General features: G+C 60.5%; 20 protein-coding genes. 7 read left to right on the forward strand and 13 right to left on the reverse strand.

Translation table 11 applies throughout. From position 1 onward, the window contains the following. The first annotated feature begins 67 nt into the window (after window positions 1–67). Window positions 68–1,408 (forward strand): glutamine synthetase family protein, encoded by a 1,341-nt coding sequence (locus tag ACUXV1_RS20400; protein WP_019103796.1) that lies wholly within the window; start codon window positions 68–70, stop codon window positions 1,406–1,408. A gap of 300 nt (window positions 1,409–1,708) precedes the next feature. Then, complete coding sequence (locus ACUXV1_RS20405; RefSeq protein ID WP_446016351.1) at window positions 1,709–2,440, forward strand: transglutaminase domain-containing protein; 732 nt, start codon at window positions 1,709–1,711, stop codon at window positions 2,438–2,440. Between the two features lie 17 nt (window positions 2,441–2,457). Here ACUXV1_RS20405 and ACUXV1_RS20410 read toward each other — a convergent pair whose 3' ends face one another. After that, the gene (locus ACUXV1_RS20410) at window positions 2,458–3,276 is read right to left on the reverse strand and encodes a class I SAM-dependent methyltransferase (RefSeq protein ID WP_107732409.1); all 819 of its coding nucleotides are present in this window, start codon (window positions 3,274–3,276) and stop codon (window positions 2,458–2,460) included. Between the two features lie 336 nt (window positions 3,277–3,612). Between ACUXV1_RS20410 and sph the strand changes: the two genes are divergently transcribed. After that, window positions 3,613–5,130, forward strand: a complete 1,518-nt coding sequence (gene sph, locus ACUXV1_RS20415) for a sphingomyelin phosphodiesterase (protein ID WP_446016352.1) — start codon at window positions 3,613–3,615, stop codon at window positions 5,128–5,130. A gap of 47 nt (window positions 5,131–5,177) precedes the next feature. On the opposite strand, the gene ACUXV1_RS20420 is transcribed toward sph, so the two are convergent. Continuing rightward, the gene (locus tag ACUXV1_RS20420) at window positions 5,178–5,501 is read right to left on the reverse strand and encodes a DUF3995 domain-containing protein (RefSeq protein ID WP_258186870.1); all 324 of its coding nucleotides are present in this window, start codon (window positions 5,499–5,501) and stop codon (window positions 5,178–5,180) included. A 30-nt stretch (window positions 5,502–5,531) separates the two neighbouring features. On the opposite strand from ACUXV1_RS20420, the gene ACUXV1_RS20425 reads away from it, so the two are divergent. Then, window positions 5,532–5,807, forward strand: a complete 276-nt coding sequence (locus tag ACUXV1_RS20425; protein WP_219909669.1) for a hypothetical protein — start codon at window positions 5,532–5,534, stop codon at window positions 5,805–5,807. 20 nt (window positions 5,808–5,827) lie between these two features. On the opposite strand, the gene pta is transcribed toward ACUXV1_RS20425, so the two are convergent. From pta to ACUXV1_RS20445, 4 genes are all read right to left on the reverse strand, one after another. Beyond that, complete coding sequence (gene pta / locus ACUXV1_RS20430; protein WP_043638991.1) at window positions 5,828–7,912, reverse strand: phosphate acetyltransferase; 2,085 nt, start codon at window positions 7,910–7,912, stop codon at window positions 5,828–5,830. A 115-nt stretch (window positions 7,913–8,027) separates the two neighbouring features. Next, a complete protein-coding gene (locus ACUXV1_RS20435; RefSeq protein ID WP_043638994.1) occupies window positions 8,028–9,221 on the reverse strand; it encodes an acetate/propionate family kinase in 1,194 nt (397 codons plus the stop codon). 92 nt (window positions 9,222–9,313) lie between these two features. Further along, a complete protein-coding gene (gene pflA / locus ACUXV1_RS20440; protein ID WP_446016353.1) occupies window positions 9,314–10,105 on the reverse strand; it encodes a pyruvate formate-lyase-activating protein in 792 nt (263 codons plus the stop codon). A gap of 628 nt (window positions 10,106–10,733) precedes the next feature. Further along, the gene (locus ACUXV1_RS20445; RefSeq protein ID WP_446016354.1) at window positions 10,734–11,408 is read right to left on the reverse strand and encodes a M24 family metallopeptidase; all 675 of its coding nucleotides are present in this window, start codon (window positions 11,406–11,408) and stop codon (window positions 10,734–10,736) included. A 305-nt stretch (window positions 11,409–11,713) separates the two neighbouring features. On the opposite strand from ACUXV1_RS20445, the gene ACUXV1_RS20450 reads away from it, so the two are divergent. Then, on the forward strand, window positions 11,714–11,836 hold the full coding sequence (locus ACUXV1_RS20450) for a hypothetical protein (protein WP_446016355.1): 123 nt from the start codon (window positions 11,714–11,716) through the stop codon (window positions 11,834–11,836). 599 nt (window positions 11,837–12,435) lie between these two features. On the opposite strand, the gene ACUXV1_RS20455 is transcribed toward ACUXV1_RS20450, so the two are convergent. From ACUXV1_RS20455 to ACUXV1_RS20465, 3 genes are all read right to left on the reverse strand, one after another. Further along, a complete protein-coding gene (locus tag ACUXV1_RS20455) occupies window positions 12,436–13,320 on the reverse strand; it encodes an ETX/MTX2 family pore-forming toxin (RefSeq protein WP_081862688.1) in 885 nt (294 codons plus the stop codon). Window positions 13,321–14,049: 729 nt separating this feature from the next. After that, entirely contained in the window at window positions 14,050–16,308 is a 2,259-nt protein-coding gene (gene pflB / locus ACUXV1_RS20460) for a formate C-acetyltransferase (RefSeq protein WP_194426057.1), read from the reverse strand. A gap of 227 nt (window positions 16,309–16,535) precedes the next feature. Beyond that, complete coding sequence (locus ACUXV1_RS20465) at window positions 16,536–17,372, reverse strand: formate/nitrite transporter family protein (RefSeq protein WP_446020092.1); 837 nt, start codon at window positions 17,370–17,372, stop codon at window positions 16,536–16,538. A gap of 1,229 nt (window positions 17,373–18,601) precedes the next feature. On the opposite strand from ACUXV1_RS20465, the gene ACUXV1_RS20470 reads away from it, so the two are divergent. Both ACUXV1_RS20470 and ACUXV1_RS20475 read left to right on the forward strand, forming a co-directional pair. Then, window positions 18,602–19,891: an HAAAP family serine/threonine permease gene (locus ACUXV1_RS20470; protein WP_043639058.1), complete on the forward strand. Its 1,290-nt coding sequence runs from the start codon at window positions 18,602–18,604 to the stop codon at window positions 19,889–19,891. A gap of 73 nt (window positions 19,892–19,964) precedes the next feature. Beyond that, window positions 19,965–21,365, forward strand: a complete 1,401-nt coding sequence (locus ACUXV1_RS20475) for an L-serine ammonia-lyase (RefSeq protein ID WP_019102854.1) — start codon at window positions 19,965–19,967, stop codon at window positions 21,363–21,365. 67 nt (window positions 21,366–21,432) lie between these two features. Here the strand turns inward: ACUXV1_RS20475 and ACUXV1_RS20480 are convergent, their stop codons facing one another. The 4 genes from ACUXV1_RS20480 to ACUXV1_RS20495 are packed head-to-tail and all read right to left on the reverse strand — an operon-like array spanning window position 21,433 to window position 24,080. Continuing rightward, window positions 21,433–22,236 (reverse strand): anti-sigma factor family protein, encoded by an 804-nt coding sequence (locus ACUXV1_RS20480; protein WP_446016358.1) that lies wholly within the window; start codon window positions 22,234–22,236, stop codon window positions 21,433–21,435. Beyond that, on the reverse strand, window positions 22,233–22,751 hold the full coding sequence (locus tag ACUXV1_RS20485) for an RNA polymerase sigma factor (RefSeq protein ID WP_446016359.1): 519 nt from the start codon (window positions 22,749–22,751) through the stop codon (window positions 22,233–22,235). The genes ACUXV1_RS20480 and ACUXV1_RS20485 overlap by 4 nt, the downstream gene beginning before the upstream one ends. Then, window positions 22,748–23,734 carry a YncE family protein gene (locus ACUXV1_RS20490; RefSeq protein ID WP_446016360.1) on the reverse strand — a complete coding sequence of 329 codons (987 nt, stop codon included), beginning with the start codon at window positions 23,732–23,734 and terminating at the stop codon, window positions 22,748–22,750. The genes ACUXV1_RS20485 and ACUXV1_RS20490 overlap by 4 nt, the downstream gene beginning before the upstream one ends. Then, entirely contained in the window at window positions 23,721–24,080 is a 360-nt protein-coding gene (locus ACUXV1_RS20495) for a COG4315 family predicted lipoprotein (RefSeq protein ID WP_446016361.1), read from the reverse strand. The genes ACUXV1_RS20490 and ACUXV1_RS20495 overlap by 14 nt, the downstream gene beginning before the upstream one ends. Window positions 24,081–24,460 lie beyond the last annotated feature (380 nt).

A 24,460-nucleotide genomic window follows, 5' to 3' on the forward strand; every position in this document is an offset into this window, starting at 1 on the left:
CATACCTTGCGGCACAACGCCCAGCGCGACAGCAGCTCGGGCGCGCACACATGACAACAGAGGGTTTATGAATAACGCAGAACAAATCAACAAATGGTTGGACGACAATCGCATCACCGAAGTGGAATGCCTGATCCCGGACATGACCGGGCTCGCCCGCGGCAAAATCGTGCCGCGCCATAAATACAATCCGGCCGAAGGCCTGCGCCTGCCGGAAGCCGTGCTCTCCATGACCGTGACCGGGGATTACCCGGACCAGGACTTCACCTCCATCGCCGACCCCGACATGCGGCTGATCCCGGACGCCAGCACCCTGCGCCCAGTGCCGTGGAACCTGGAGCCCACCGCCCAGATCATCCACGATTGCGCCTTTTTCGACGGCCGCCCGGTGGACCTGGCGCCGCGCAACGTGCTCAAGCGCATCCTCAAACTGTACGAAGACGAAGGCCTCAAAGCCGTGGTGGCGCCGGAAATGGAGTTCTACCTGGTGGAAATCCAACCGGACGAAGACATCCCGCTGCGCCCGCCGGTAGGCCGCACCAAACGCACCGAAGCGGGCATGCAGAGCTTCTCCATCGACGCTGTCAACGAATACGACGGCATCTTCGACGTGATGTACGACTGGTGCGAGGCTCAGGGGCTGGCACTGGACACCCTGATCCACGAAATGGGCACCGCCCAGATGGAAATCAATCTGGACCACGGCGACCCGCTGGCGCTGGCGGACCAGGTCTTCCTGTTCAAACGCACCGTGCGCGAAGTGGCGATCCGCAACAATATGTACGCCACCTTCATGGCCAAGCCGATGCAGGGCCAGCCCGGCAGCGCCATGCACCTGCACCAGAGCGTGGTGGACAAGGACAGCGGCAAAAACATCTTCAGCCTGAAGGACGGCCAGCCCTCGCAGAAATTCTTCCATTTCATCGGCGGTCTGCAAAACTATCTGCCGCCGGCCATGCCCTTCTTCGCGCCCTATGTGAACTCCTACCGCCGGCTGAGCCGCTACACCTCGGCGCCGATCAACCTGTCCTGGGGCTACGACAACCGCACCTGCGGTCTGCGCGTGCCGCACTCGGACCCTCAGGCGCGGCGGGTGGAAAACCGTCTGGCCGGCGTCGACGTCAACCCCTATCTGGCCATCGCCGCCAGTCTGGCTTGCGGTTACCTGGGCATGAAACAGGGCTTGATGCCGTCCGAACCGCTGACCGGCAGCGCCTACGAGCAGCCTCACCAACTTCCGCGCCACCTGGACGACGCCATCGACATGCTGCTCAAGTGCGAACCGCTGACCAATCTGTTCGGCGAACACTTCATCCGCACTTACAGCGCCATCAAGGAAGCCGAGTACCGGGAGTACTTTGACGTGATCAGCCCGTGGGAGCGTCGCTTCCTGCTGCTGCACGTTTGATCGGCGCTTAGCGCGTTTCTTAGAGCCTGTTCTAAAGTCTCGCGAGCAAGGGCGAGACAAGGCGAAAACCGCTGAGAAAGCGGAATGGTCAAGTGGTACATGAGCATTTCGAAGCGGCACTCACCGTGTCACGCCTCACGAAGCGCAGCAGATGATGAACAGACTCTTAGGCGCAGAACGCTCGCCGCCGGCCTCTCTTCCAGGCTGGCGGCTTTTCCGCCCCGACGTCATCAAACTGTGCATTGACAATCCCCGCCCCAGAATATTCAATATGGCTAACCTAGGCCGATAGAGCATTCCATGCACCCAAGCCACCAGCCAGACCCCGTCCGCCCAGTGCCTCGCGCCGGGCTGAGCCTGAGCGAAACCCTGCGCCAGGTGCAACTCGACGCCTCCCCAGACAACGACCACGACTACTGCCGCGCCTTGCACGACTTCGTGCGCGGCCATGTGCGCTTCGGCTTCACCAGCCAGTTTGAAACCGTCACGCCGGAGCGCACGCTGGCCTTGGGGCGCGGCCATTGCAACGCCCAGGGCGACCTGCTGCGCGCGCTGCTGACCACTGCCGGCATCCCGGCGCGGCTGCGCTTCGTGCGGCTGGACAAACGCATCCTCCGCCACGCCGTGCCCGCCCCGGTCTACCTGTGCCTGCCGGAACACCTGTTCCACGGCCTGGTGCAAGCGCGGCTGGACGGCCGCTGGCTGCACAGCGACAGCTATCTGTTCGATCCCGATGGCTTCGAGCGTCAATACGCGCGCCTGCTCGCCTCCGGCCTGCCGCGCGGCTATGGACTGCGCCTGGGCGCGGACTGCCGCTGGAACGCGAACGCCGACAGCTTCTCCCAAGCCAGCGCCGACGACCTCCACGACGACGACCCGGTCTACGACAGCCTGGCCATCGCGCTACAGGAAGAAGCCGGCAACAACACCTTGCTGGGCCTGCATTTCAACCAATGGCTGAAACTGGCGCCGCCGCCGCTGCGCCGCCGCGGCGAACGCTATCTGAACAGCAGGCTGCACCCCGCCGGGTAAGCCGGCCGGCGCGGCCGCTATGACGACACGCCGCCCGCGGCCTCCGGCTTGCTCGCCCAAGTAGCGATGAAGGCCGGCAGATAGCCGTCGATGACGAAGCGCGGCGTCGGCTGCATCTCCTCGTGGAAACCCGCCAACAAAAAGCCGGACTCCAACTGGCCACCTATCTGCTCGGCCAGACTATGGCCGAACACCAGCGCCTCGCCGCCGGCCCGTTTGGCGGCCAACGCCGCCGGCTCCAGATCGCGCAGATCGGAATACGGCGCTGGGTAGCGCGGCCGAATCAGACCCTGACGCGCATACGCCGGGTCGCGGTCGCCGATAAAGGCCGCCGGATTGAAAAAACTACTGAGCAAGCGCCCGCCCGGGCGCAACACCCTGAAGCACTCGCGCCACACCGGACGCACGTCCGGCACATAGAGATTGGAAATCGGGTGGAACACACAGTCGAAGCCGGCGTCGGCGAAGCGCGACAAATCGCGCATATCGCCCTGCTCCATCGTCAGCGTCAGCCCTTCGCGCCGCGCCACCAACCGATCGCGCTCCAGTTGCTGCTCGGAGGCGTCGAACACTGTGACCACCGCCCCTGCCGCCGACAATAGCGGGCCCTGCTGACCGCCGCCGCTGGCCAGGCACAGAATACGCCAGCCGGCCACCTGATCCAGCCAGCCGGCTGGCAGCGGTCCCGGCGTCAGCCGCGCCTGATGATCGCCGGCGCGCGCGGCGGCGATGGCGGCGGCGTCCACTGGTTGCGACCACGGGCCGGCCTGCTCGGCCTGGCGATCCCAGGCGGCCTGATTATGCGAAAAAATATCGAGGGAAGCGTGTTCCAACATGGGGAATCCTGTTCTATTCAGAGCATTGGAAACACCCAGCCAAAGCCGCATCCATAAGGAAATGGACGGCCCCCATGGGGGAGCGAAGACGAAGCATGACAGCGAAAGAAACGGCAATGCGGCAAACGGCCCAGGCTGGGCAAACGATTGACGGGCATTACAGCTTCATTCCGGCGCGCTCCTATCGGGAAAGGGGAAGACTCGCATCCGCGCAAACGGACGGGCGCCGAAGTGTCGGCGCGGTGGAGATTCTACGCCAGATCAAATTTAAATGACATAGCAATTCCGTAAACCAGGCCATTCAAGCTTTGCGCTCCCCCACCCCTTGGAGACATGATGAACGCTTGTCTGGCACTTTGCGCCGCGCTGCTGGCCGCTCCCGCGCTCGCCGCCTACCCCGACGATCTCAAGCTGACCACCTGGAACGCCATGTTGCTGCCGCAGTCGCTCTATCCCAACTACGGCCAGGAACAACGCGCACGCCTGATCGCCGCCGCGCCCATCCTGCGGCAGCAGGACGTGGCGGTGTTTCAGGAGCTTCAGGACAACAGCAGTTCCGAGGCGCTGCTGCAAGGCCTGAAAGCGCGATTCCCGCACCAAACCCCGGTGATAGGCCGCAGCCAAAACGGCTGGGACGGCACCGAGGGCTGGGACGGAGCCAGGCCGGAAGACGGCGGCGTCGCCATCGTCAGCCGCTGGCCCATCGTGGAAAAGCGGCAGTATTTGTTCCGCAACGCCGGCTGCAGCTGGGATCAATACGCGCTCAAGGGCTTCGCCTACGCCAAGCTGCAAGTGAGCGGCCAGTACTATCACGTACTGGGCACTCATCTTCAATCGGAGGACAGCGGCTGCAAAGACCACGCCGCCGTGCGCCAGGCCCAGCTGCGCGAAATCGCCGATTGGCTGCGCGCGCGGCGGCTGCCCAAGGACGAAATGGTGTGGATAGCCGGCGACATGAACGTGGACCGCCGCAAGCCGGCGGAATACCGCGCGATGCTGGACATCCTGCAGGCCAATGAACCCCGCTACGCCGGCGTCGCAGACAGCTTCGACACTGCCCGCAACGGCTTGGCGCTGGAACGCTATGGCGCGCGCGGCGGCGACGCGCCGGAATACCTGGACTACATACTGACGCTGAAAGCCCACCGCCAGCCGGTGGCCTGGCACAATCTGGCGCTGGACGCGCCGTCGCCGCAGTGGACGGTGCAATCCGTCGGCAAGCACACCTACGCCTATACCGACTACAGCGACCACTACCCGGTGCAAGCCTTTGCATGGGCGGACGCCGCCACCCCCACGCAATCCTATACCGACCAGGCAGGCAGCTACCGCCAGGTGGGCTTGCAAAACCTGGGCAACGGCCAATGGCTGCAAAGCGCCGCCGCCAACGACGGCTGGCTGAAGACCAGCCCCGGCAATGGCCCCGCAGCGCGCTTCAACCTGTCCAACAACTTCGCCATGCGCGACAACGGCTGCCTGCGCTCCGGCGACTACCTGCGGGTGGAGCGGGCGGACCGCCCCGGCTGGTTCTGGACCTGGTGGGGCGGCCTGGACGCCAATCAATACGCCTATTACACCAAGCAAGGCCCGCTCAATGCCTCCTCGGAGCTGCGCTTGCAGATCCAGGATCGGCCGGACGGCTGCCTGCGAGACGGCGATATTGTCAGCTTCAAGGACTGGGCAAGGCAGAACGACTACTATCTGACCGCCTGGAACGGCGGCGCCCACGATGGACAACTATATTTATGGCAGCCCAATATCGGCCCGCGAGAACGCTTCCGTGTCAGCATCACGCGCCAGCCGCAGCGGCAGGATTGGAAGGCGCAGCTGCTTTATAAAAACAGCAAGCGCTGATGAGAACCACGGATAGCGGGCGGCTTGCGCCGCCCGCTTTTCACTGCTTACCAGGCCAGGAACAGCAAGGACGCGCCCAGCAGCAGGCACAAGGGGGAATAGAAACGAGTATCGTTGCGGGCAAAGCGGCTATCGCGAACGCTCTTGAACAAACCGACGTAGCGGAATTCGCCGATGCCGCGCAACAGCAATGCGGCCGCCAGCGCCAGCAAACCCCAACGCACGGTCTCCATTTGCCAGAAGCGGGTCAGATGACCATGCAGCGCAACCGCCAGCGCCGACAAGGCCAGTACGCCGGCCACCGCGAAAGTGCCGCCGCGGGAAGGCTGGAACAAGGGCTTGCCGTCCACCTCGGGCACGGCCGCGCCCATTCCTACAGTTCCGCCCAGGGCCCAGTAGCAATGGATCAGACTGATAATCAGAAAAACAGTAATCAAAAACAGGCTCAGCATAAGCAGGTTCCCTTTCTAATTAAATGTTTATCGGAAGTTCAACCTCCCTTTGATTATAACACAATCCCATCTGCATTGATCTACCGCCAAAAAACGGCAACGCCGGACAAAGCCCGCGCACTCTCGATAAGCTTTAAACAAAACAGCCCCCGACGCAAAACGCCGGGGGCTGTTTTTGGATTACGCTCGGATCACGCGGGGCTGGAGCCGCTTAGCGCGTGTTGACTTAGCGCGTAAACAGGCTCTTACTGCGCCTCCGCCTGGATCGCCGTCAGGGCGATGGTGTAGACGATGTCGTCCACCAGCGCGCCGCGCGACAGATCGTTGACCGGCTTGCGCAGGCCTTGCAGCATCGGGCCCACCGACACCACGCCGGCGGAGCGCTGCACCGCCTTGTAAGTGGTGTTGCCGGTGTTGAGATCCGGGAACACGAAGACGTTGGCGCGGCCGGCCACTTCGCTGTCCGGCGCCTTTTGGCGGCCTACGGACTCCACGCTGGCGGCGTCGTACTGCATCGGGCCGTCAATCATCAGATCCGGGCGCTTTTCCTTGGCGATGCGGGTGGCTTCGCGCACTTTCTCCACGTCCGAACCGCTGCCGGAAGTGCCGGTGGAGTAAGAGATCATCGCCACGCGCGGGCTCAGGCCGAAGGCGCGAGCGGAATCGGCGGACTGGATGGCGATGTCCGCCAGCTGTTCCGCGTTCGGGTCCGGGTTCACCGCGCAATCGCCGTAAACCAGCACCTGATCCGGCATCAACATGAAGAAGATGCTGGACACGATGCTGGCGCCCGGCGCGGTCTTGATCAGTTGCAACGCCGGACGGATGGTGTTGGCGGTGGTGTGCACCGCGCCGGATACCAGGCCGTCCACCTCGTTCAGGGCCAGCATCATGGTGCCGATCACCACGCTGTCTTCCAGTTGCTCCTCCGCCTGCTGCGCGGTCAGACCCTTGCTCTTGCGCATTTCCATCATCGGCGCCACGTAGCGGCCGGCGGCCTCTTTCGGGGCCAGGATTTCAATGTCGGCCGGCAGCGTCACGCCCTGGGCTTCCGCCACCTGGCGGATGCGCTCCGGTTCGCCAATCAGCACGCAGCGGGCGATGCCCTTCTCGTGGCAGATGGCGGCGGCCTGGATGGTGCGCGGCTCGTCGCCTTCCGGCAGCACGATGCGCTTTTGCGAGCGGCGCGCGCTCTCGATCAGACGATGACGGAAGGCCGGCGGCGGCAGGCGCACTTCGCGCGGCTCGCCGATCTTCTGCACCAGCACCGCGGTGTCGATGCGCTCGGCCACGAAGTCGATCATCGCCTGCATGCGCTCGGCGTCTTCCATCGCCACGTGGCGGTCCAGATTGGCCAGCATGGTGCTGGTCTCATAGGTGTCGCGCTCGGTGGACAGAATGGTCAGGCCGGCTTGGCGCGCGGACTGGATCAGCGGCAGGATGCTGCCGGAAACCGGTTCGCCGCAGGTCAGCAGCAGGCCGGCCAGCGGCACGCCGCGCAGCATGGCCAGCGAGGTGGCCAACACCACGTCGCTGCGGTCGCCCGGCGTCACCACCAGGGTGCCCGGCAGCAGGCGTTCGGCCATTTTCTCCACGGTGCGGGCCGCCACCACGGTTTCGCGCATGCGCGCTTGCTCGATCTGGCCGGCGTGTTCAATCTTCAAGCCCAGCGCGCTGACCACGTCCAGCACGCGCGGCGCGTCCAGTTTGGCGTCGTACGGCACGCAACCCAGCAGCGGCGTGGCGCAGCCCAGCTCCGCCAGCTCGGCGCGCAGGCCGGCCAGATTGCCGCACTCCGCGCCGCGGTTCAGCAGCAGGCCGGCCAGTTTGCCGTTGCCGTCTGCGCCAAACTGACGCTGCACCAGTTGCACGCATTCGGCGATGTCGCGCGCGCCGCGGCCGGCGCCGGACAGCACCAGCAGCAGTTCGGCGGACAGGCTGCCGGCCATTTCCGCGTTCAGGCGAATGGCGGTTTGCGCGTCGCTGTCCGGCACCAGGCCTTCAACGATCAGCACATCGTGATTGTCGCGCGCCTGTTCCGCCAGGCGCACCACGTCCTCCATCAAGGTGGCCAGCTCGCCTTCGCGCAGCATGGCTTGAGCGCGGGCGAAGGGGATGGACGCCGGCGCGTCGATATTGCACAGCTGGCGGGCAAAGTGGCTGGACAGCTCGGCGCCCACGCTGGCGGGCTGCGCGATGGGCTTGACGAAGCCCACCTTGATGCCGTCGCGCTCCAGCGCGTGCACCAGGCCCAGGGTCATGGAGGTCAGCCCGGCGTCCGAACCATAGGAAGCCAGGAAAAACACTCGTTTCGGTTGTTGCGATGTCATGAGTTTTACTTTCGACGCGCGCTCCGCCGCAAGGCGGCCCGGCGTTCAGAATCAGGCGGCGGCCGACGGAGCGCCGGCCGCGCGATACAGACGCGGCTTGCGCCGCGAGACCCTATCAGATACCGGCCAGGTCGGCGGTATCCTTGGCGATCATCCACTCTTCGTTGGTGGCCATCACCAGCGCGGTGGTAGTGCCCGGCTGGCTGATCACGCCGGTGTTGCCGCGCACGGCGCGTTCGTTGGCGGCCGCATCCACGGCGAAGCCCAGCACCTTCATGTGGTTCAGGGTTTTTTCGCGCAGCAGGCTGGAGTTTTCGCCGATGCCGCCGGTGAACACCAGGGCGTCGATGCGGTCCAGCGAGGTGGCCAGGCCGCCCAGCAGGCGAGCCAGACGGTGGGCGAACATGTCCAGCGCCAGTTGCGCGTCCACATTGCCTTCCGCCGCCGCTTCTTCCAGAGCGCGGCAGTCGCTGGACACGCCGGAAATGCCCAGCAGGCCGCTCTGCTTGTTCAGCAGATTGTCGATGCCGTCCAGATCCAGGCCTTCCTTGCGGGCGATGAACGTCACCGCGGCCGGATCGATATCGCCGGAACGGGTGCCCATGATCAGGCCTTCCAGCGGGGTCATGCCCATGGTGGTGTCCATGCACTTGCCGTTCTTCACCGCGGAAGCGGAAGCGCCGTTGCCCAGGTGGGCGATCAGGATGCCATGATTAGCCGGATCCAGCTTCAGCTCGGCCACGGTTTCGCCGGCGATGAAGCGGTGGCTGGTGCCGTGCATGCCGTAGCGGCGCACGCCGTATTCTTTGTAGAAACGCTGCGGCACGGCGTACATATAGGCCGGCTTGGGCATGGTCTGATGGAAGGCGGTGTCGAACACCACAACCTGCGGCAGCTTGGGGAAGGCTTTCTGCGCGGCGCGGATGCCCACCAGATGGCCCGGATTGTGCAGCGGCGCCAGCGCGCAGCATTCTTCGATGCCGGCCAGCACTTCGTCGGTGATCAGCGCGGACGCCTGGAAGCGCTCGCCGCCGTGAACGATGCGGTGGCCAATGGCAACCACGCTGTCCAGCCACTCATGCTCGCCCATGAAACGGGTCAGCGCTTCCATCGCCTCGGCGTGGCTGCCGCCGTTCAGCGACTCCGTCTTCTTGCCTTCCGCGGTTTTGAAAATGATGCGCGAATCCGCCAGGCCCAGGCACTCGGCCAGGCCGGACAGCAGCGGCTCGCTGGAGCCCTTGGGCAGCAGCGCGAACTTCAGCGAGGAACTGCCACAGTTGATCACCAGAATTTCAGAAGATGTCGTCATAATATATCAGCGATTCATGATAAATAATTCGATAAACAAGCAGCGCCGCTCCGGGCGACGCTGCCAGCCAAAAACCACAGGCCGGAAGGCGCTCAAGTCACCTTCAAACCTTTACAGGAAAACAACTCGCGGGCACGTTTGACCTGCTCCGGCGTGGGAATCGGCGTATCCGCCAACTGGTATTCCATGCCCAGCTTCTGCCATTTGTCCATGCCCAACTGATGGAAGGGCAACACCTCAACCCGCTCCACCACACTGCCCAGGCCGGCAACGAAATCCGCCAGCCTGCTGATGTCCTCGTCGCCGTCGGTCACACCCGGCACCAGCACGTAACGCACCCACATTTTCTTGCCCAGCCGTTGCAGGCGACGGGCAAAGTCCAGCGTCGGCTGCAAGGGCTGGCCGGTCAGCGCGTGATAGCGCTCCGGGTCCGAATGCTTGATGTCCAGCATCACCAGATCCACCGCGTCGAACCACTCGTCGCTCACCCGCTCGTGCAAAAAGCCCTGAGTATCCAAGGCCGTGTGCAGGCCGAAGCGGCGCTTGGCCTCGCGGAACAGCTCGCCCACGAAACCGTCTTGCATCAGCGGCTCGCCGCCGGACACCGTCACGCCGCCGGCGAACTTCAAAAAGCGCGCATACGGTTCCAGCTCCTCCATCGCCTGCTCCACCGTGACCTGGCGGCCGTTGTGCAGCTTCCAAGTATCCGGGTTATGGCAGTATAGGCAGCGGAACTGGCAGCCAGAGGTGAAGAAGACAAAGCGCATGCCAGGCCCGTCCACCCCGGCCCCGCTCTCCGTGGAATGCAGGTAACCCACCACGGATTCGGGAGACATGGCGTGTTCTTGCGGGACCGTGTCCACGGCGGTTTGGGTATCTGGCATGCGTTTGTGCTCCTATGGCCGACAGAGGCCGGCCCTTAACAGGCCGCCTTTTAAAGCATAGTGCGCGGTTCCGAACGGGGGCTATCCCCAAACGCCAGAGCCGAACACAAATGTTATTTTACGAACACATTTTATATTCTAAAACGAAAATATGTGTTTGATACAGGTCAAAAGCGTACATTGTGATGTGCGCACGCCACATCGCCCCGCTCACCCTCCCCGGCAAACCCTTGATTTACGTGGAGTTCCAGTTAAAACAGTCGTTAGTTTTACCTTGCACTGCAATATTTCCGCTCGTTCGCGAACATCGTCATAACACCCTATCAGCATAAACCCAGCCCAGCAGGCGCCGGACCGCAACTGAGCTGGATCAAACCACGGCCCGTTTTTGCAAATATCATTATCGGCAGCCGTCATACCAAAGACATGCCATGCCCGCCGGACAACCGCCATGGAGAGGCGCCAATGAAATGGCCGCCCCCAATTCGCTGTGGGGCGGCGGCATAGCGGAGGAAGAAATGCGTTATCCGGGAGCGCAGCGGGAGGAATGACGATTGGCGGGGGCGTTTGGGTGTTGAATCCGCAGCGCGGAAGCCAGGGTGGTCGGCTCGCCGCCGCCCGTCGTGGATCAGGACTCGATCACCAACAAGTCTTCATAGAACGCGCCAAACTCGCCGGACGGATCGGCAATCTGGATTTCCAGAATCCACAAACCCGTGTCCGGGCATTGGGCGAAATCGCCCAGGCTGCCAGCCTTATAAATGGAGTGCGGAAAGTCCGACACCCGGTGGCCCTTGATGTCCAGGTTCAGCCGCCAGCCCATCTGCTCCGCACGCTCCGCCGCGTACTGGTACAAGGCCGGGCCGGCCAGGCGCTCGCGCCGCCACTTGTCCGCCACCTCCTGCCACAGCTGGCGCGCCGCCTCGGCACAGGCCTGCTTGCGCGCATTATCGCCAATAACGAAGGTATCGCCGGCATCGCCCTCGTGGCCGTCCCAAACGATGCCCAAGTCGATGAAGAAGATATCGTCGTCCAGCAGCACATTGTCCGGATCGATCTGCTGCTTGAAGATTTTCAGCGTGCTGCGGCCAAAGCGGACAATGATGCCGTGCCAGATGCGGTCCATGCCCATGCTGTCCAGCTCAGCCTTGGCCAAATCCTTGGCCTGCTGTTCGGTCATGCCGGGGCGGATCTGCGCGGCGATGCGCCGCACCGCCGCCATGGTTTTGTCGCGAGCGGCGATCATTTTGTCCAGAGAGAAAGCGCTGCCCACCGCTTCCGGAGGGAGAGAAACTGAGGTCATGAGGAGTGCCCTATCTTGAGGTAAAGACCAAGAGACGAATGGGCAAAGGATTATACCGCAGCGTGGCTGAATAATGACATTCAAATTGCAAATCAAATCAGCCCGCCCGCCGCAGCAAACCCGAACGACGCCGCCGGCTGCGCCTTTGGCCGCGAATGCGGTGCGCATTTCGTTCAATGGCTAAAGGACAACCCCGGCTACCTCGGCCAAAGCCTGCTGGCACACATCACCGGTGACATCGACTTCCGCAAGCCAGAACAGCCCGGCTACCGAGGGGTTTCTTCAACTATCTGGAAGCCATGCTCATGCTGGCCACGCGCAAGGTGGATGTGTTCGAGCACGTTGACGAACTGCACCGCCAGCAACAGGCGCAGGTCAAACGCAAGAATCTGGAAAACCGCTCGGGGCGACGGATAGAGAAGAAGTAAGGAAGAAGGAACCCCGGCTTTGGCCGGGGTTTGGCTTGGGGTGTCGGGTTTTGAGGATGATGCCTGATGGGCTTATACCGCTTACGACTCAAAGCAGAAATTACCCCATTGGAAAATGCGGACGTTCAGCAACGTTTAAGTTCAGCGGCTGCCAAAACGGGCTTCCCAGGCTTGCCCTATAGGTTGCTACATTGACCAGTTACGCCGCTTCTCCAAGACTTTCCTCCAGCATTTTTGCAATTATGCGCATGTTGGTGCACCCCAATGCGCCTGCCAGTACAGTTTTTAGCAGAGAAGCACTCTCCAGGCTTCCTTGGCTGTATATAGCCTTCTACAGAAGCCGTGTTTGATGAAGGACTGTAATTATCCCTAGCTGTTTGCTTGGTAGATAATGTACTTTCACCAACTTTAGTCATATTACCCGGTGATGCGCTGGCAAAACAGGATACCACAAGAAGAAATACGGAAAGAAAAGTAAACGCATGAAGTACTCGCATTATTAATGCTCCTTAATTTTAAATCCTAAGGCATTATTTTTGGATTACACCTAGCAGTTTTGGCTTTATTTTAAATTAAATTTCTGCCAATTTTAACTTGCTTTAGAAAGGTGAAGCTGGCGAGATTATTTCCACATGTCGCTTCGAATTACTTGCACCGGGATTAGCTGCGGAACGACGCTCAATTAGCACACCACTTGCATTTCTAGCCAAGTTAGTAACATCGCGAATCTCAACAAAAAAATCCATTCCTTGCGCCGCACTAAATGGTGCCCTGCCCGTATAATATATGCCTAACCCATGCTTTTCATCGTCAATTTTTACAAAACCCTTTTGGCAATCTTGAGTCTTTCTTTCTAGAGCCCTGTAAAATGATTGTTTATAAGTTTGAGTAGGCTGGGGCCTTTGACCCCAACGTGTTTCAATTCCATACAATTCAGCATCAAGTTTACTGTAACCAGAAACAGACACTTTTTTGAAATAATAATCAACACGATATGTTCTATTAGCAGGAACATTGACAAAGAAAGAAGGCAAGTCCCAGGTTTTGTTAACACTAATTGTTTTGGTTTTGTCAGTAGACATGTCATATTGCAAGCCAAGACTATGTGTTATCCCACCTGACGCAAACAATACATTGAAACTGGCATTTGCATTTAAATTATAACTAAATGTCCAACCCGAGCTGTTGGTTGTGCTTTTTTCTTCCGAATGAGAATAGCTAAAGCCTTTCACTGGAAGCTCCACATCATAAGGTAAACTATTTCTTAACGTATTGCTATCTACGGTTATTATTTCATCTGTAGTCTTTATGGTTGCGTCGATGCCTCCTCCTTTAATAACAGCATTATTCACAAGGTGGCTTACATAATGATCGGCCGCCCAGTCTTGACATACGAGCATAGCTTTGAGCTTTACATCTATGTCTTCACTAGCCATTAAAGGCATGGGAGATACGCTCAATATCACGGCTAAAGACTTATTCATATAGTGTTTACCTTTATATATTGAATACTCATTTTCGTGAAAGGTAGAGTATTAAATTCAATATTCCCTCATAAAATACTCAAATCATTTTGTGTGGCACCCTAAATTTCTTGACCATTGACCCAGAGAGGTAGCCACAAAAGAGCAAAACCCAATTAGCCCCACTTTCCATTTATGCTTTATGATTACAAAGACGGGTCAAAATATGCGACAGTTCAATTAATAAAATTAAATCATTCTCATTTTTTATTTAAAATATAAATATAAGCTCAACAAACAAGTGGCTTGTCAATAGATGAGGGAACTTGTTCTGGAGTAAGCACGGAGGGAAGACCTGAACAACCCACGCCACGGACTGAGATACCACAGATAGTCGGTTTCGGCCTGACCCTCGGTGGTCACTAGAAAGCAGAAAGCTTCGCTATACCTAAAGGCGAGCTGCCATTGAGACCCAGGTAGGGGAAGATGGCGACGTAGAAATGCGGGGGTTCTTCGGCGTTGTCTTCGTGCCACAGGAAGATAGTTCTCTTGCTCATAGGCCTCCCTCCTCCAGTCAGCTCGTACTTTGCTGGGGCCCACCAATAAATGACAAACAAATCATTACATTTTGTAACACTACACAATTTGATAGCGACATTGCTGCAAAACAGCCGCGCATAAAAAAAGCCTCCCCAAAGGGAGGCTTGGCGTTGTGCCGGCTGGCCGTCGCGGTGGCCAGCGGCGTTGCGCTTACATGCTGCCGTGGAAGGTGCGGTTGATCACGTCCAGCTGTTGCTCGCGCGTCAGCTTGACGAAGTTCACCGCATAGCCGGACACGCGGATGGTCAGTTGCGGGTACAGCTCCGGGTGTTCCATCGCGTCCATCAGGGTTTCGCGCTTGAACACGTTGACGTTGACGTGGAAACCGCCGGCGTCGGAGAAGCCGTCCAGGCAGTTGGCCAGGTTGGCTACGCGTTCTTCTTCGCTATGGCCCAGCGCGTCCGGGGTGGCGGAGGCGGTCCAGCTGATGCCGTCCAGCGCGGCTTCATACGGCAGCTTGGCTACCGATGCGCCCGCGGCGACAAAGCCTTTCACGTCGCGGCCGTTCATCGGGTTGGCGCCCGGGGCGAACGGTTCGCCGGCGCGGCGGCCGCACGGGGTGTTGCCGGTTTTCTTGCCGTACACCACGTTGGAGGTGATGGTGAGCACGGATTGAGTCGGCATGGCGTTGCGGTAGAAGTGCGGCTGGGCCTTGATCTTCTCCATGAAGGTTTCGGTCAGCCATACCGCGATGCTGTCGGCGCGGTCGTCGTTGTTGCCGTAAGCCGGGTAGTCGCCTTCAATCTTGTAGTCCACCGCCAGGCCCGCTTCGTTGCGGATGATGTGCACTTTGGCGTACTTGATGGCGGACAGGGAGTCGGCGGCCACGGACAGGCCGGCGATGCCGCAAGCCATGGTGCGCAGGATGTCGCGGTCGTGCAGCGCCATTTCGATGCGTTCGTAGGCGTATTTGTCGTGCATGTAGTGGATGCAGTTCAGCGCCTTGACGTAAGTGGCGGCCAGCCAGTCCATCAGCAGGTCGAACTTGGGCATCAGTTCTTCGTAGGTCAGCACGTCGCTCTTGATCGGCTCGAAGCCCTTGGCCACTTGCACGCCGGATTTTTCATCCACGCCGCCGTTGATGGCGTAGAGCATGGCTTTGGCCAGGTTGGCGCGGGCGCCGAAGAACTGCATTTGCTTGCCGATGCGCATCGCGGACACGCAGCAGGCGATGCCGTAGTCGTCGCCCCAGTGCGGACGCATCAGGTCGTCGTTTTCGTACTGGATGGAGCTGGTGTCGATGGACACTTTGGCGCAGAAGTCCTTGAAGCCGCGCGGCAGCTGGGTGGACCACAACACGGTCAGGTTGGGTTCCGGCGCCGGGCCCAGGTTGTACAGGGTGTTGAGGAAGCGGAAGCTGTTCTTGCTCACCAGGGTGCGGCCGTCTTCGCCCATGCCGCCGATGGATTCGGTTACCCAGGTCGGGTCGCCGGAGAACAGTTGATCGTATTCCGGGGTGCGCAGGAAGCGCACGATGCGCAGCTTGATCACCAGGTCGTCGATCATTTCCTGGGCTTGTTCTTCAGTCAGCGCGCCGGAGGCCAGATCGCGCTCGATGTAGACGTCCAGGAAAGTGGCAACGCGGCCGAAGGACATGGCGGCGCCGTTTTGTTCTTTCACGGCGGCCAGGTAAGCGAAGTAAGTCCACTGCACCGCTTCGCGGGCGTTGACGGCCGGGCGGCTGATGTCGAAGCCGTACTTGGCGGCCATCTGCTTCAGTTCGTCCAGCGCGCGGAATTGTTCGGACAGTTCTTCGCGCAGGCGCAGCACGTCTTCGTTGAAAACGGCGTCGTCCAGATCATGGAATACTTTTTGGCGTTCGGCGCGCAGGAAGTCGGTGCCGTACAGGGCCACGCGGCGGTAGTCGCCAATGATGCGGCCGCGGCCGTAGGCGTCGGGCAGGCCGGTGATCACGCCGGATTTACGCGCGGCCATGATGTCCGGGGTGTAGGTGTCGAACACGCCCTGATTGTGGCTCTTGCGATAGTGGGTCCACACATCCTTGATGACCGGGTCCAGCTTGAAGCCAAAGGCTTCCAGGCCGTTCTCAACCATGCGCAGGCCGCCATTGGGCATGATGGCGCGCTTGAGCGGAGCATCGGTTTGCAGGCCGACGATGACTTCGCTGGCTTGGTCGATGTAGCCGGCGTCATGCGCGGTGATGGAGCTGCCGCGGTCCGCGGATACATCCAGCACGCCACGGGCGCGTTCTTCTTTCAGCAACTCGCTCAGGGTGTCCCACAGCTTTTGGGTACGCGCGGTAGCGGGCGCCAGGAAGCTGGCGTCGCCTTCATACGGCTTGTAGTTCAGCTGGATGAAGTTGCGGACATCCACCTTGCTTTGCCATTCACCACCGGTGAAATCGCGCCAGGGGTTGGCTTGAGTCGCGTCACGATTCAGAGCATCCATGTGTGCCTCCTAGTAACTATCAGTAAATGTTGAGTACTGAACATATTGTACATTCGGTTTCGAAAAAAATCGTTTGATAAAGATCAACTGCCGCAGACTAAAACGCAGTCGGCCCCACAAACGCAGCACCCGTAAAAAACCAGAAAAAATTCTTTATTTTCAATACCATGAAAACCACAGAAAACACGTCGCCATTGTAATCGGCGCGTTACATTCGAAAACGAACATCAAACACGACTTCCGAGCACCGTCGCGGCCGGTTTTGCGGCTTCGCGCCGCACCGGCAGGGTGTGGCGCTCCAACAGGTAAACCACCAGGCCCACGCCCAGCGCGCCGCCAGCGATATTGCCCAAGGTGGCCGGAATCATATTGTGCAGGATGGCGGCGGCGTCCAGGCCTTGCATGCCGTGCAGCAGAGCCAGCGAGAAGAAGGCCATATTGGCGATGCTGTGCTCAAAGCCGGAGAAGAAGAACACGAAGACCAGCAGCAGGATCATCAGCATCTTGGCGGCGTCCCCGGCCATGCGCAGCGGCACCCACACCGCCAGACAGATCACCCAGTTGCACAGCGCGCCCTTCCAGAAAATTTCCCAACCGCCGGCGTGCACTTTGTGCGCGGCCACGTTGAACAGCAGGTGGTCGGCCGGCAGGTTGCCCATGCCGCCCGCTCCGGCGAACACCGCGGTGAACAGCAACACGCCCAGCAGATTGCCCAGGTAGACCATGGCCCAGCTGCGCAGCAGGTTGCACACGTGGCAATCGCCGCTGAGCACGCCCACGCTGAAGTACATGACGTTGCTGGTGAACAGCTCCAGTTTGCAGACGATGATGCTAACCAGAGCCACACCAAAGAAGCCGGCCACGGCGATGTAGTAGCCGGGGGAGCCGACGGCGAAGAAGACCTGGCCCAGCTTGAGGCTGACGCTGAGCACTACGGCGATCAGCGCGCCGGCCATGCCGGCGCTTAACAGGTAGCGCCCAGGGTGCTGTCGCAGCACGGTCTGTTTGGAGGCGGCTTCGGCCGCGACATAGGCGAGTGTGGAGGCGTGGTTCATATTTTTCATTTCGCGAGCTTGGGCAGAGCCGCCTGCGTGCGGGTCAACCTTATTAGGAAGCCTATCAACTGACTATGCCGTCTCTAAGGATGCCCGGCGGAGAGGCCGGCTCAAGCCCAGTTGCTGCAATGCGTTTGTTGGCTGCCTGGGTGGTTGGTTCCCACGCGAACGGGTGCACGGATTGTTGGTTCACGAAAATTTTATGTTCGGAATGCTTCATTCTTGTTTGATAACCATCAAACCTAGGTCTTTCCGTCGCGCGCTCGGATTCACAACTTTCTCACTGCTCATCCACTACATGCTTTTTGACTACTCAAGATCCAGCTGCGCCACCTTTGTTTCCAGTAAGACGCCATCTCCCGCCAAGTTTGCGCGATAAGCAACACATACAAAACCCTTAAAAATCATAACTTTGCACAAAAAACAAACGTTTGAAAGCCATGAACATGTTAGAAAACAACCAAATATTGTTCGTTTTAAAATATTTTTGTTCGTTTTCGAACATATTTTATGCCTTAAATTTCATATTTTCATACTTCCCGGAGCGCCGCCCGCTATGCTGATATAGTGGTTTCCCTAACGAAGCGCAGGCCGTTCCGCTGCTTGCAAGCCCCCTTCCCCAAGCTTCCCTCCCCAAGAAAAATCACAAAATATCCATTTATAGTCAACAGCTTAAATACAAACTCACAAGCCAAAAACCCGCCTGAACAGACAACGGCAAGGCCACCTGTACACAAGAGCGAATATGCCATTGAAGTGTTCGAAAATGATGAAACTAGCCCGAACAACCCGCTATGGCATCGATTTTTCGACACCTCTACGCTCGAATCCATTCAGACATGAAAAGCAAAGCAACACGAAAGCAAGACAAATCGAAAATTGGCACACTTTTGAATCGAGCCATTTTTCTTGAAATAATCATGCATCAAACACAATTTTTCGCAATTTAATGCTAATAAAACGAAATCATCATGTTATTTGTAAGTCATGGGTTCTAAATAGTATTTGTTCGGATGTTCGTTTTGCTTCAAAATAAAGTTGATTAGAATCAACTGATGTTCTGAAATGTGTAACCACCGCAGTACAACTGCCTATACCATGCACATCAATGAAAGCCGGCAATCACTAATCAGCGGTTCCAGCTACTGACCAAAAGTCTAGCAAGAGATGAAAACGACGCGCCGCCGAGCGACGCGCCAAAACGATTACCCCATTTGTCTTTTATGAAGGCCAATATCATGTCTCAAGCCGTTTCCACCCCCCTGCCCAAATCAGGCGCTTCGTCCTCCTGGACCAAGCAAGATACCGTCTGGATGTTGGGCCTGTACGGCACCGCCATTGGCGCCGGCACCCTGTTCCTGCCCATCAACGCCGGCATCGGCGGCCTGTGGCCGTTGATCGTCATGGCACTGCTGGCCCTGCCGCTGACCTTTTTCGCTCACCGCGGCCTCACCCGTTTCGTGCTGTCCAGCTCCAAGCCGGGCGCGGACATCACTGAAGTAGTGGAAGAGCACTTCGGCGTGGGCGCCGGCAAGCTGATTACCCTGCTGTACTTCTTCGCCATCTACCCCATCTTGTTGGTGTACAGCGTGGCCATCACCAACACCGTGCAGTCCTTCATGGTCAACCAGTTGGGCGTATCCGCTCCGCCGCGCGCCATTCTGTCGCTGATCCTGATTCTGGGTCTGATGGCCATCGTGCGCCTGGGCGAGAAGATGATCGTCAAGGCCATGAGCGTGCTGGTTTACCCGTTTGTCGCCTGCCTGATGCTGCTGGCCCTGTACCTGGTTCCGGAATGGAACGGCGCGGCCATCCAGCAAGCCGGCAGCCTGGGCGACGCCCTGTCCCATGGCGCCTTCTACAAAACGCTGTGGCTGGCCATCCCGGTAATGGTGTTCTCCTTCAACCACTCGCCCATCATTTCTTCCTTCTCCGTTGACCAGCAGAAGCTGCATGGCGACGCCGCAGAACCGGCCGCCGGCCGCGTGCTGATCCGCGCTCACGTCATGATGGTGCTGTCCGTGATGTTCTTCGTGTTCAGCTGTGTATTCAGTCTGTCCCCGGCCGATCTGGCCGCCGCCAAAGCGCAGAACATTTCCATCCTGTCCTACCTGGCCAACCACTTCCGCAACCCGGTGATTGAATGGGTGGCTCCGCTGATCGCCATCGTCGCTATCAGCAAGTCCTTCCTGGGTCACTACCTGGGCGCCAAAGAAGGCTTCAACGGCCTGGTGATCAAGCAGCTGCGCCAGAGCGGCAAGTCCATCGAGACCGCCAAGCTGGACCGCTTCACCGCCGTGTTCATGATCATCACCACCTGGGCCGTGGCCACGTTCAACCCCAGCATCCTGGGCATGATCGAAACCCTGGGCGGCCCGGTCATCGCGATGCTGCTGTTCCTGATGCCGATGTACGCCATCGCCAAAGTGCCGTCCATGAAGAAATACTCCGGCGCTGCCAGCAACATCTTCGTGGTTCTGATCGGTCTGATCGCCATCTCCGCCATCTTCTACGATCTGTTCGCCTGATCGCACTCCTCTGACAGCCCGGCCGGTCACGGCCGGCCGGGTTCCTCAGCATCAAGCCAAGAGGTAACCAATCATGTTCAGCATGACTGATATCTACAAAATCGGCGTCGGCCCCTCCAGTTCCCACACCGTCGGCCCGATGAAAGCCGGCCACCAGTTCCTGGGCTCGCTCAAGGAAACCGGCCGCTTCAACCAAGTCACCCATGTCCACGTTGATTGCTACGGCTCGCTGGCCCTGACCGGCAAGGGCCACTGCACCGACCACGCCATCATCCTGGGCCTGGCCGGCAACCTGCCGGACACCGTGGACCCGGAACAAACCCCGGCCTTGATCGCCGATGTGGAAAAGACCCACCAACTGACGCTGGGCCGCACCCATCAGCGCGTGGGCTTTGATATGGACTTCCACACCGCCAACCTGCCGATGCACGAAAACGGCATGCAGATCCACGCCTTTGTTGGCGACGAATGCGTGCTGACCAAGACGTATTATTCGATCGGCGGCGGCTTCATCGTGGACGAGGAGCATTTCAACCAAAGCTCTTGCAGCGACACCCCGGTGCCGTATCACTTCCTCAGCGCGCAGCAGATGATGGATATGTGCGAGGAAACCGGCTTGTCCATTTCCGCGCTGGTGATGGAGAACGAAAAAGCCTTCCACGAAGCCAAGGATGTCGAGCAGCACTTCGCCAAGGTGTGGGATGTGATGAAGACCAGCATAGACCGCGGCATGCGCACCGAGGGCAATCTGCCCGGCCCGATGCGGATTCCGCGCCGCGCGCCGGCGCTGCACCGCATGCTGACCAGCTCCTTGCAAGTGGCCAATGACCCGATGAGCGTCATGGACTGGGTCAATATGTACGCGATGGCAATGTCGGAAGAAAACGCGGCCGGCGGCCGCGTGGTCACCGCGCCCACCAATGGCGCCTGCGGCATCGTGCCGGCGGTGCTGGCCTACTACAACCACTTCATCCAACCGCTGGACGAAGACAGCTGCCTGCGCTTCTTCCTGTCTTCCGGCGCCATTGGCTGCCTGTTCAAGCTCAACGCATCGATCTCCGGCGCCGAGGTGGGCTGTCAGGGCGAGGTGGGCGTGGCTTGTTCCATGGCCGCGGCCGGCCTGACCGAGCTGATGGGCGGCAGCCCGTCTCAGGTGTGCATGGCGGCGGAAATCGCCATGGAGCACAACCTGGGCCTGACTTGCGACCCAGTGGGCGGCCAGGTGCAGATCCCCTGCATCGAGCGCAACGCCATCGCCGCGGTCAAGGCCATCAACGCCGCGCGCATGGCCATGCACCGCGTCAGCAGCCCCAAGGTGTCGCTGGACAAGGTAATTGCCGCCATGTACGAAACCGGCAAGGACATGGACGCCAAGTACCGTGAAACCTCCTGCGGCGGCCTGGCCCTGCAGATCGTGACCGAAAACAAGGTTGTGCCAACCCAGGCCATCCGCTGGGTGGACGACGCGGCCTGAGCTTAGGCCTGACGTCAAACGACAACGCCGCCGGGCTAGCCGGCGGCGTTTTTTTGCGCTCAGCCCCTTAGGTGGGCCGCAACTGACGATGAGCCGCCTCCGCCAACCGCCCCAGTTCATCCCGCGCCAAGCCGGCCGACAAGGCATAGGCGAAGCGGCCGTCCCACCAATAAAACACATTCACAGGCCCCTGGCTGGCGAAGCGGAAGCCGACGTCGCGGCGCGGCTCGGCGGTGGTGGCTACGTACAAGGTCATGCGCTGCCCCGCGGCGTTGTGGTACATGAACTGGGCCACCGGCCCCTGCTCTCCCGGCAATAGCCGGCCGCCGATCAACTCATACCCTTGCGCGCTCAACAGCGGCGGCTTCACCCGGTTTTGCAGGCGCTTGGACAGCCAGGCCACTAACTGGTCCTGATGCTCGGCATCGATTTCCACCGGACGTTTCACATCCGGGCTGTACACCACATGCGCCATCGCCGCCAAGCTGGGCAGGCGCTCCTGACTGTCCGCCGCGGCGACCAACTGCGCAGCCGGTGCTTGCTGCTGACCACGCAGCAGCCAGCCGCCGCCGCCGCCCAGCGCCAACATCAATAGCGACGCGGCCGCGCCCTGCCACCATGGCATGCTCCACCCTCGCCGCAGCGGGGCCGGCGGCGGCAGCGCGGCGGCCAGCAGGCGCGGCGGGACGGGCTCTCGCAAGGCCGGTTCGAACAAGGCGCCGATGTCGTCTTGCAAGCGACGGTAAGCCCGCAGCCGCTCCCGCGCCTCCGGGTTGTGTTCCAAATAGGCCTCCACCGCGGCGCGCCGCTCAAGCGGCAAGGCGTCGTCCAGATAAGCCTGCAATTCCTGTTCCGTGACCGTTTCCATCATGCCCCTCCTCCTGCGGCCGGCGCGGCGCCCGTCCCCATCAAACCGCGCAAGCGTTCGCGCCCTCGGCTCAGCCGCGACATCACCGTGCCCAGCGGAATATCCAGCGCCGTGGCGATTTGCTGGTAGCTCATGTCCTCCAGCGCCAACAACAACAGAACGGCGCGTTGCTCCTCGGGCAGCCGAGCCAAATTGGCCGCCAGCTCTCGCAGCGCCAGGCCACGCTCCTGCGGCGCGTCCACCGTCAGCTCGGCCATATCCTCCGCCAGCGGCTGCCGCCTGGCGCCGTAACGGCGGAAATCGTCGATGTGCAGCCGGTGCATGATGCCGAACAGCCAGGGGCGCAAATCGCGGTCATCCCGCCATTGCCGCCATTTGCGCCAGGCTTGCTCCAGCGTGTCCTGCACCAGATCGTCCGCCGCGCCGTGATCAAACACCAGGGCGCGGGCATAACCCCGCAAACGCGGAATGCAGTCCACCAATAAATGGTGGAAGCGCTGCTGGGCGGCCTCGCTCATCCAGCGGCGGGGGCCAGCACCCGGACAATGGCCTTGCGCGTCAAATCCACCTCCGCGATACCCAGGTCTTCGTTCAACACCCAGGCCTTGCCGCTGTCGCGGCTGAAGCTGATGGCCTGGCGCGGCCCGCTGAAGCCCGTGATTTCCCCCACCGCCTTGAACGCAGGCAAGGCCACCACGGTGAGCGAGTTGCTCTTGAGATTGCCGGAATACAAGAAGCGCCCGTCCGGCCGCAAGGCGGCGCCGTAAGGCTCCTGCCCCACTTTCACCGTCTTGATCACGGCCCGGCTGGCCACATCCACCCAGGACAGCGTGTCCGCGCCGCTATTGGCGGCGAACAGACTGCGGCCGTCGCCGCTGACGGAGATGGCGCGCAGCTTGTCGAAGCCGCCCACCTCGGCGCGAGCCTCCAGCTTGGCCGCGTCCACCAGGGTGATTTTGTCGCCCAGGAAGTTGGTGACGAACACGGTGCCGTCGTCCGGCGACACCTTGATGCCCTGGCGCGGCTGGGCAAAGCCCGTCAGCACTTTTTCCACCCTCCATTGCGGCAAGTTCACCACGGTCAGGCTGCCGGCGGCCTGATTATTGACATACAGCCGGCTGCCGTCGCGATTCAGCGCGGTGCCGAAGGCCCCCGGCCCGATCGCCAGGCTGGCTTCCCGCGTCCAACTGCCCGCGTGCCAGCGCTCCACCACGCCCTTGCTGCTGTCCGAGACGTAGAAGCGCTCCCCATCCAGGGAAAACACGATATTGCGCGGCGTAACGAAGCCCGGCAGCTCGCGCAGCAGCTTGCCGGCGCGCAAGTCATAGGCCAGCAGCGTGCCGCGGGAGCTGTTGCCGGCCAGCGCCAAGGTTTCCGCCGGGTTGACCGCCAGGGTGTTGTTGCGGATTTGCGGATCGAAAGCCGCCGGGTCCTGCGCCCAGGCCAAGGGCGCCGACAGCGCCGCCAACAGCAGCGCGGCCCGCATGTTAACGCGCCACATGCCACACCTCCTTGAAACCATCGCCCGCGCGCTCGCCCGGCTTACTGTCCTTGGCGAAGCGGTACAAGGGTTTGCCCTGATACGCCCACTGCGCCTGACCGTCGTCGCGGCGTATCCGGCTGAAGTCCGCCGGCGCGCTGTCGTCGGCTGCCGCCAGCAAAGGCGGCCACAGCGCCGCGCACGCCTGATTGCACACGCTGCGGCCGCTGCCGGCCGCGTCCTTGTCAAAGACATACAGCGTCATGCCCTGCGCGTCCACCAGCGCGCCGTCGCGCATCGACGCCGCCTCTCCGGCCAACACGCCCGCGCTCAGCGCCATCAACGCCACCGCCATCCATGTTTTCATCGCAAATCCCTCCCGTTGTAGAACACACGGCGGCTGCCGGCCCAAATCTCAAGGCTCCGCGCCGCGGCGTTCCATCTTGGCGAAACCGCCGACCATTCGGCGTCCAGTACGGGGTATACGGATGGCGTGCGCGGTTTATTCCCGCCGCGCTGCGTTTTTTTTTCAGTTCCTGCCGCCAAGCCATGAAAAAACCGCCGGTTTCCCGGCGGTTTTGTGCGAATGGCCGTCAGCGCTTAGAACGTGTTTACGATCTCGCGAGCTAAGGCGAGACAAGGCGAAAACGGCTGAAGAAGCGGAGTGTACATAGAGTACATGAGCATTCTGAAGCCGGCACTCATCGCACAATGTCTCTACCGACGCGCAGCAGATCGTCAACAGGG

The organism is Chromobacterium sp. W521, assembly GCF_052805975.1.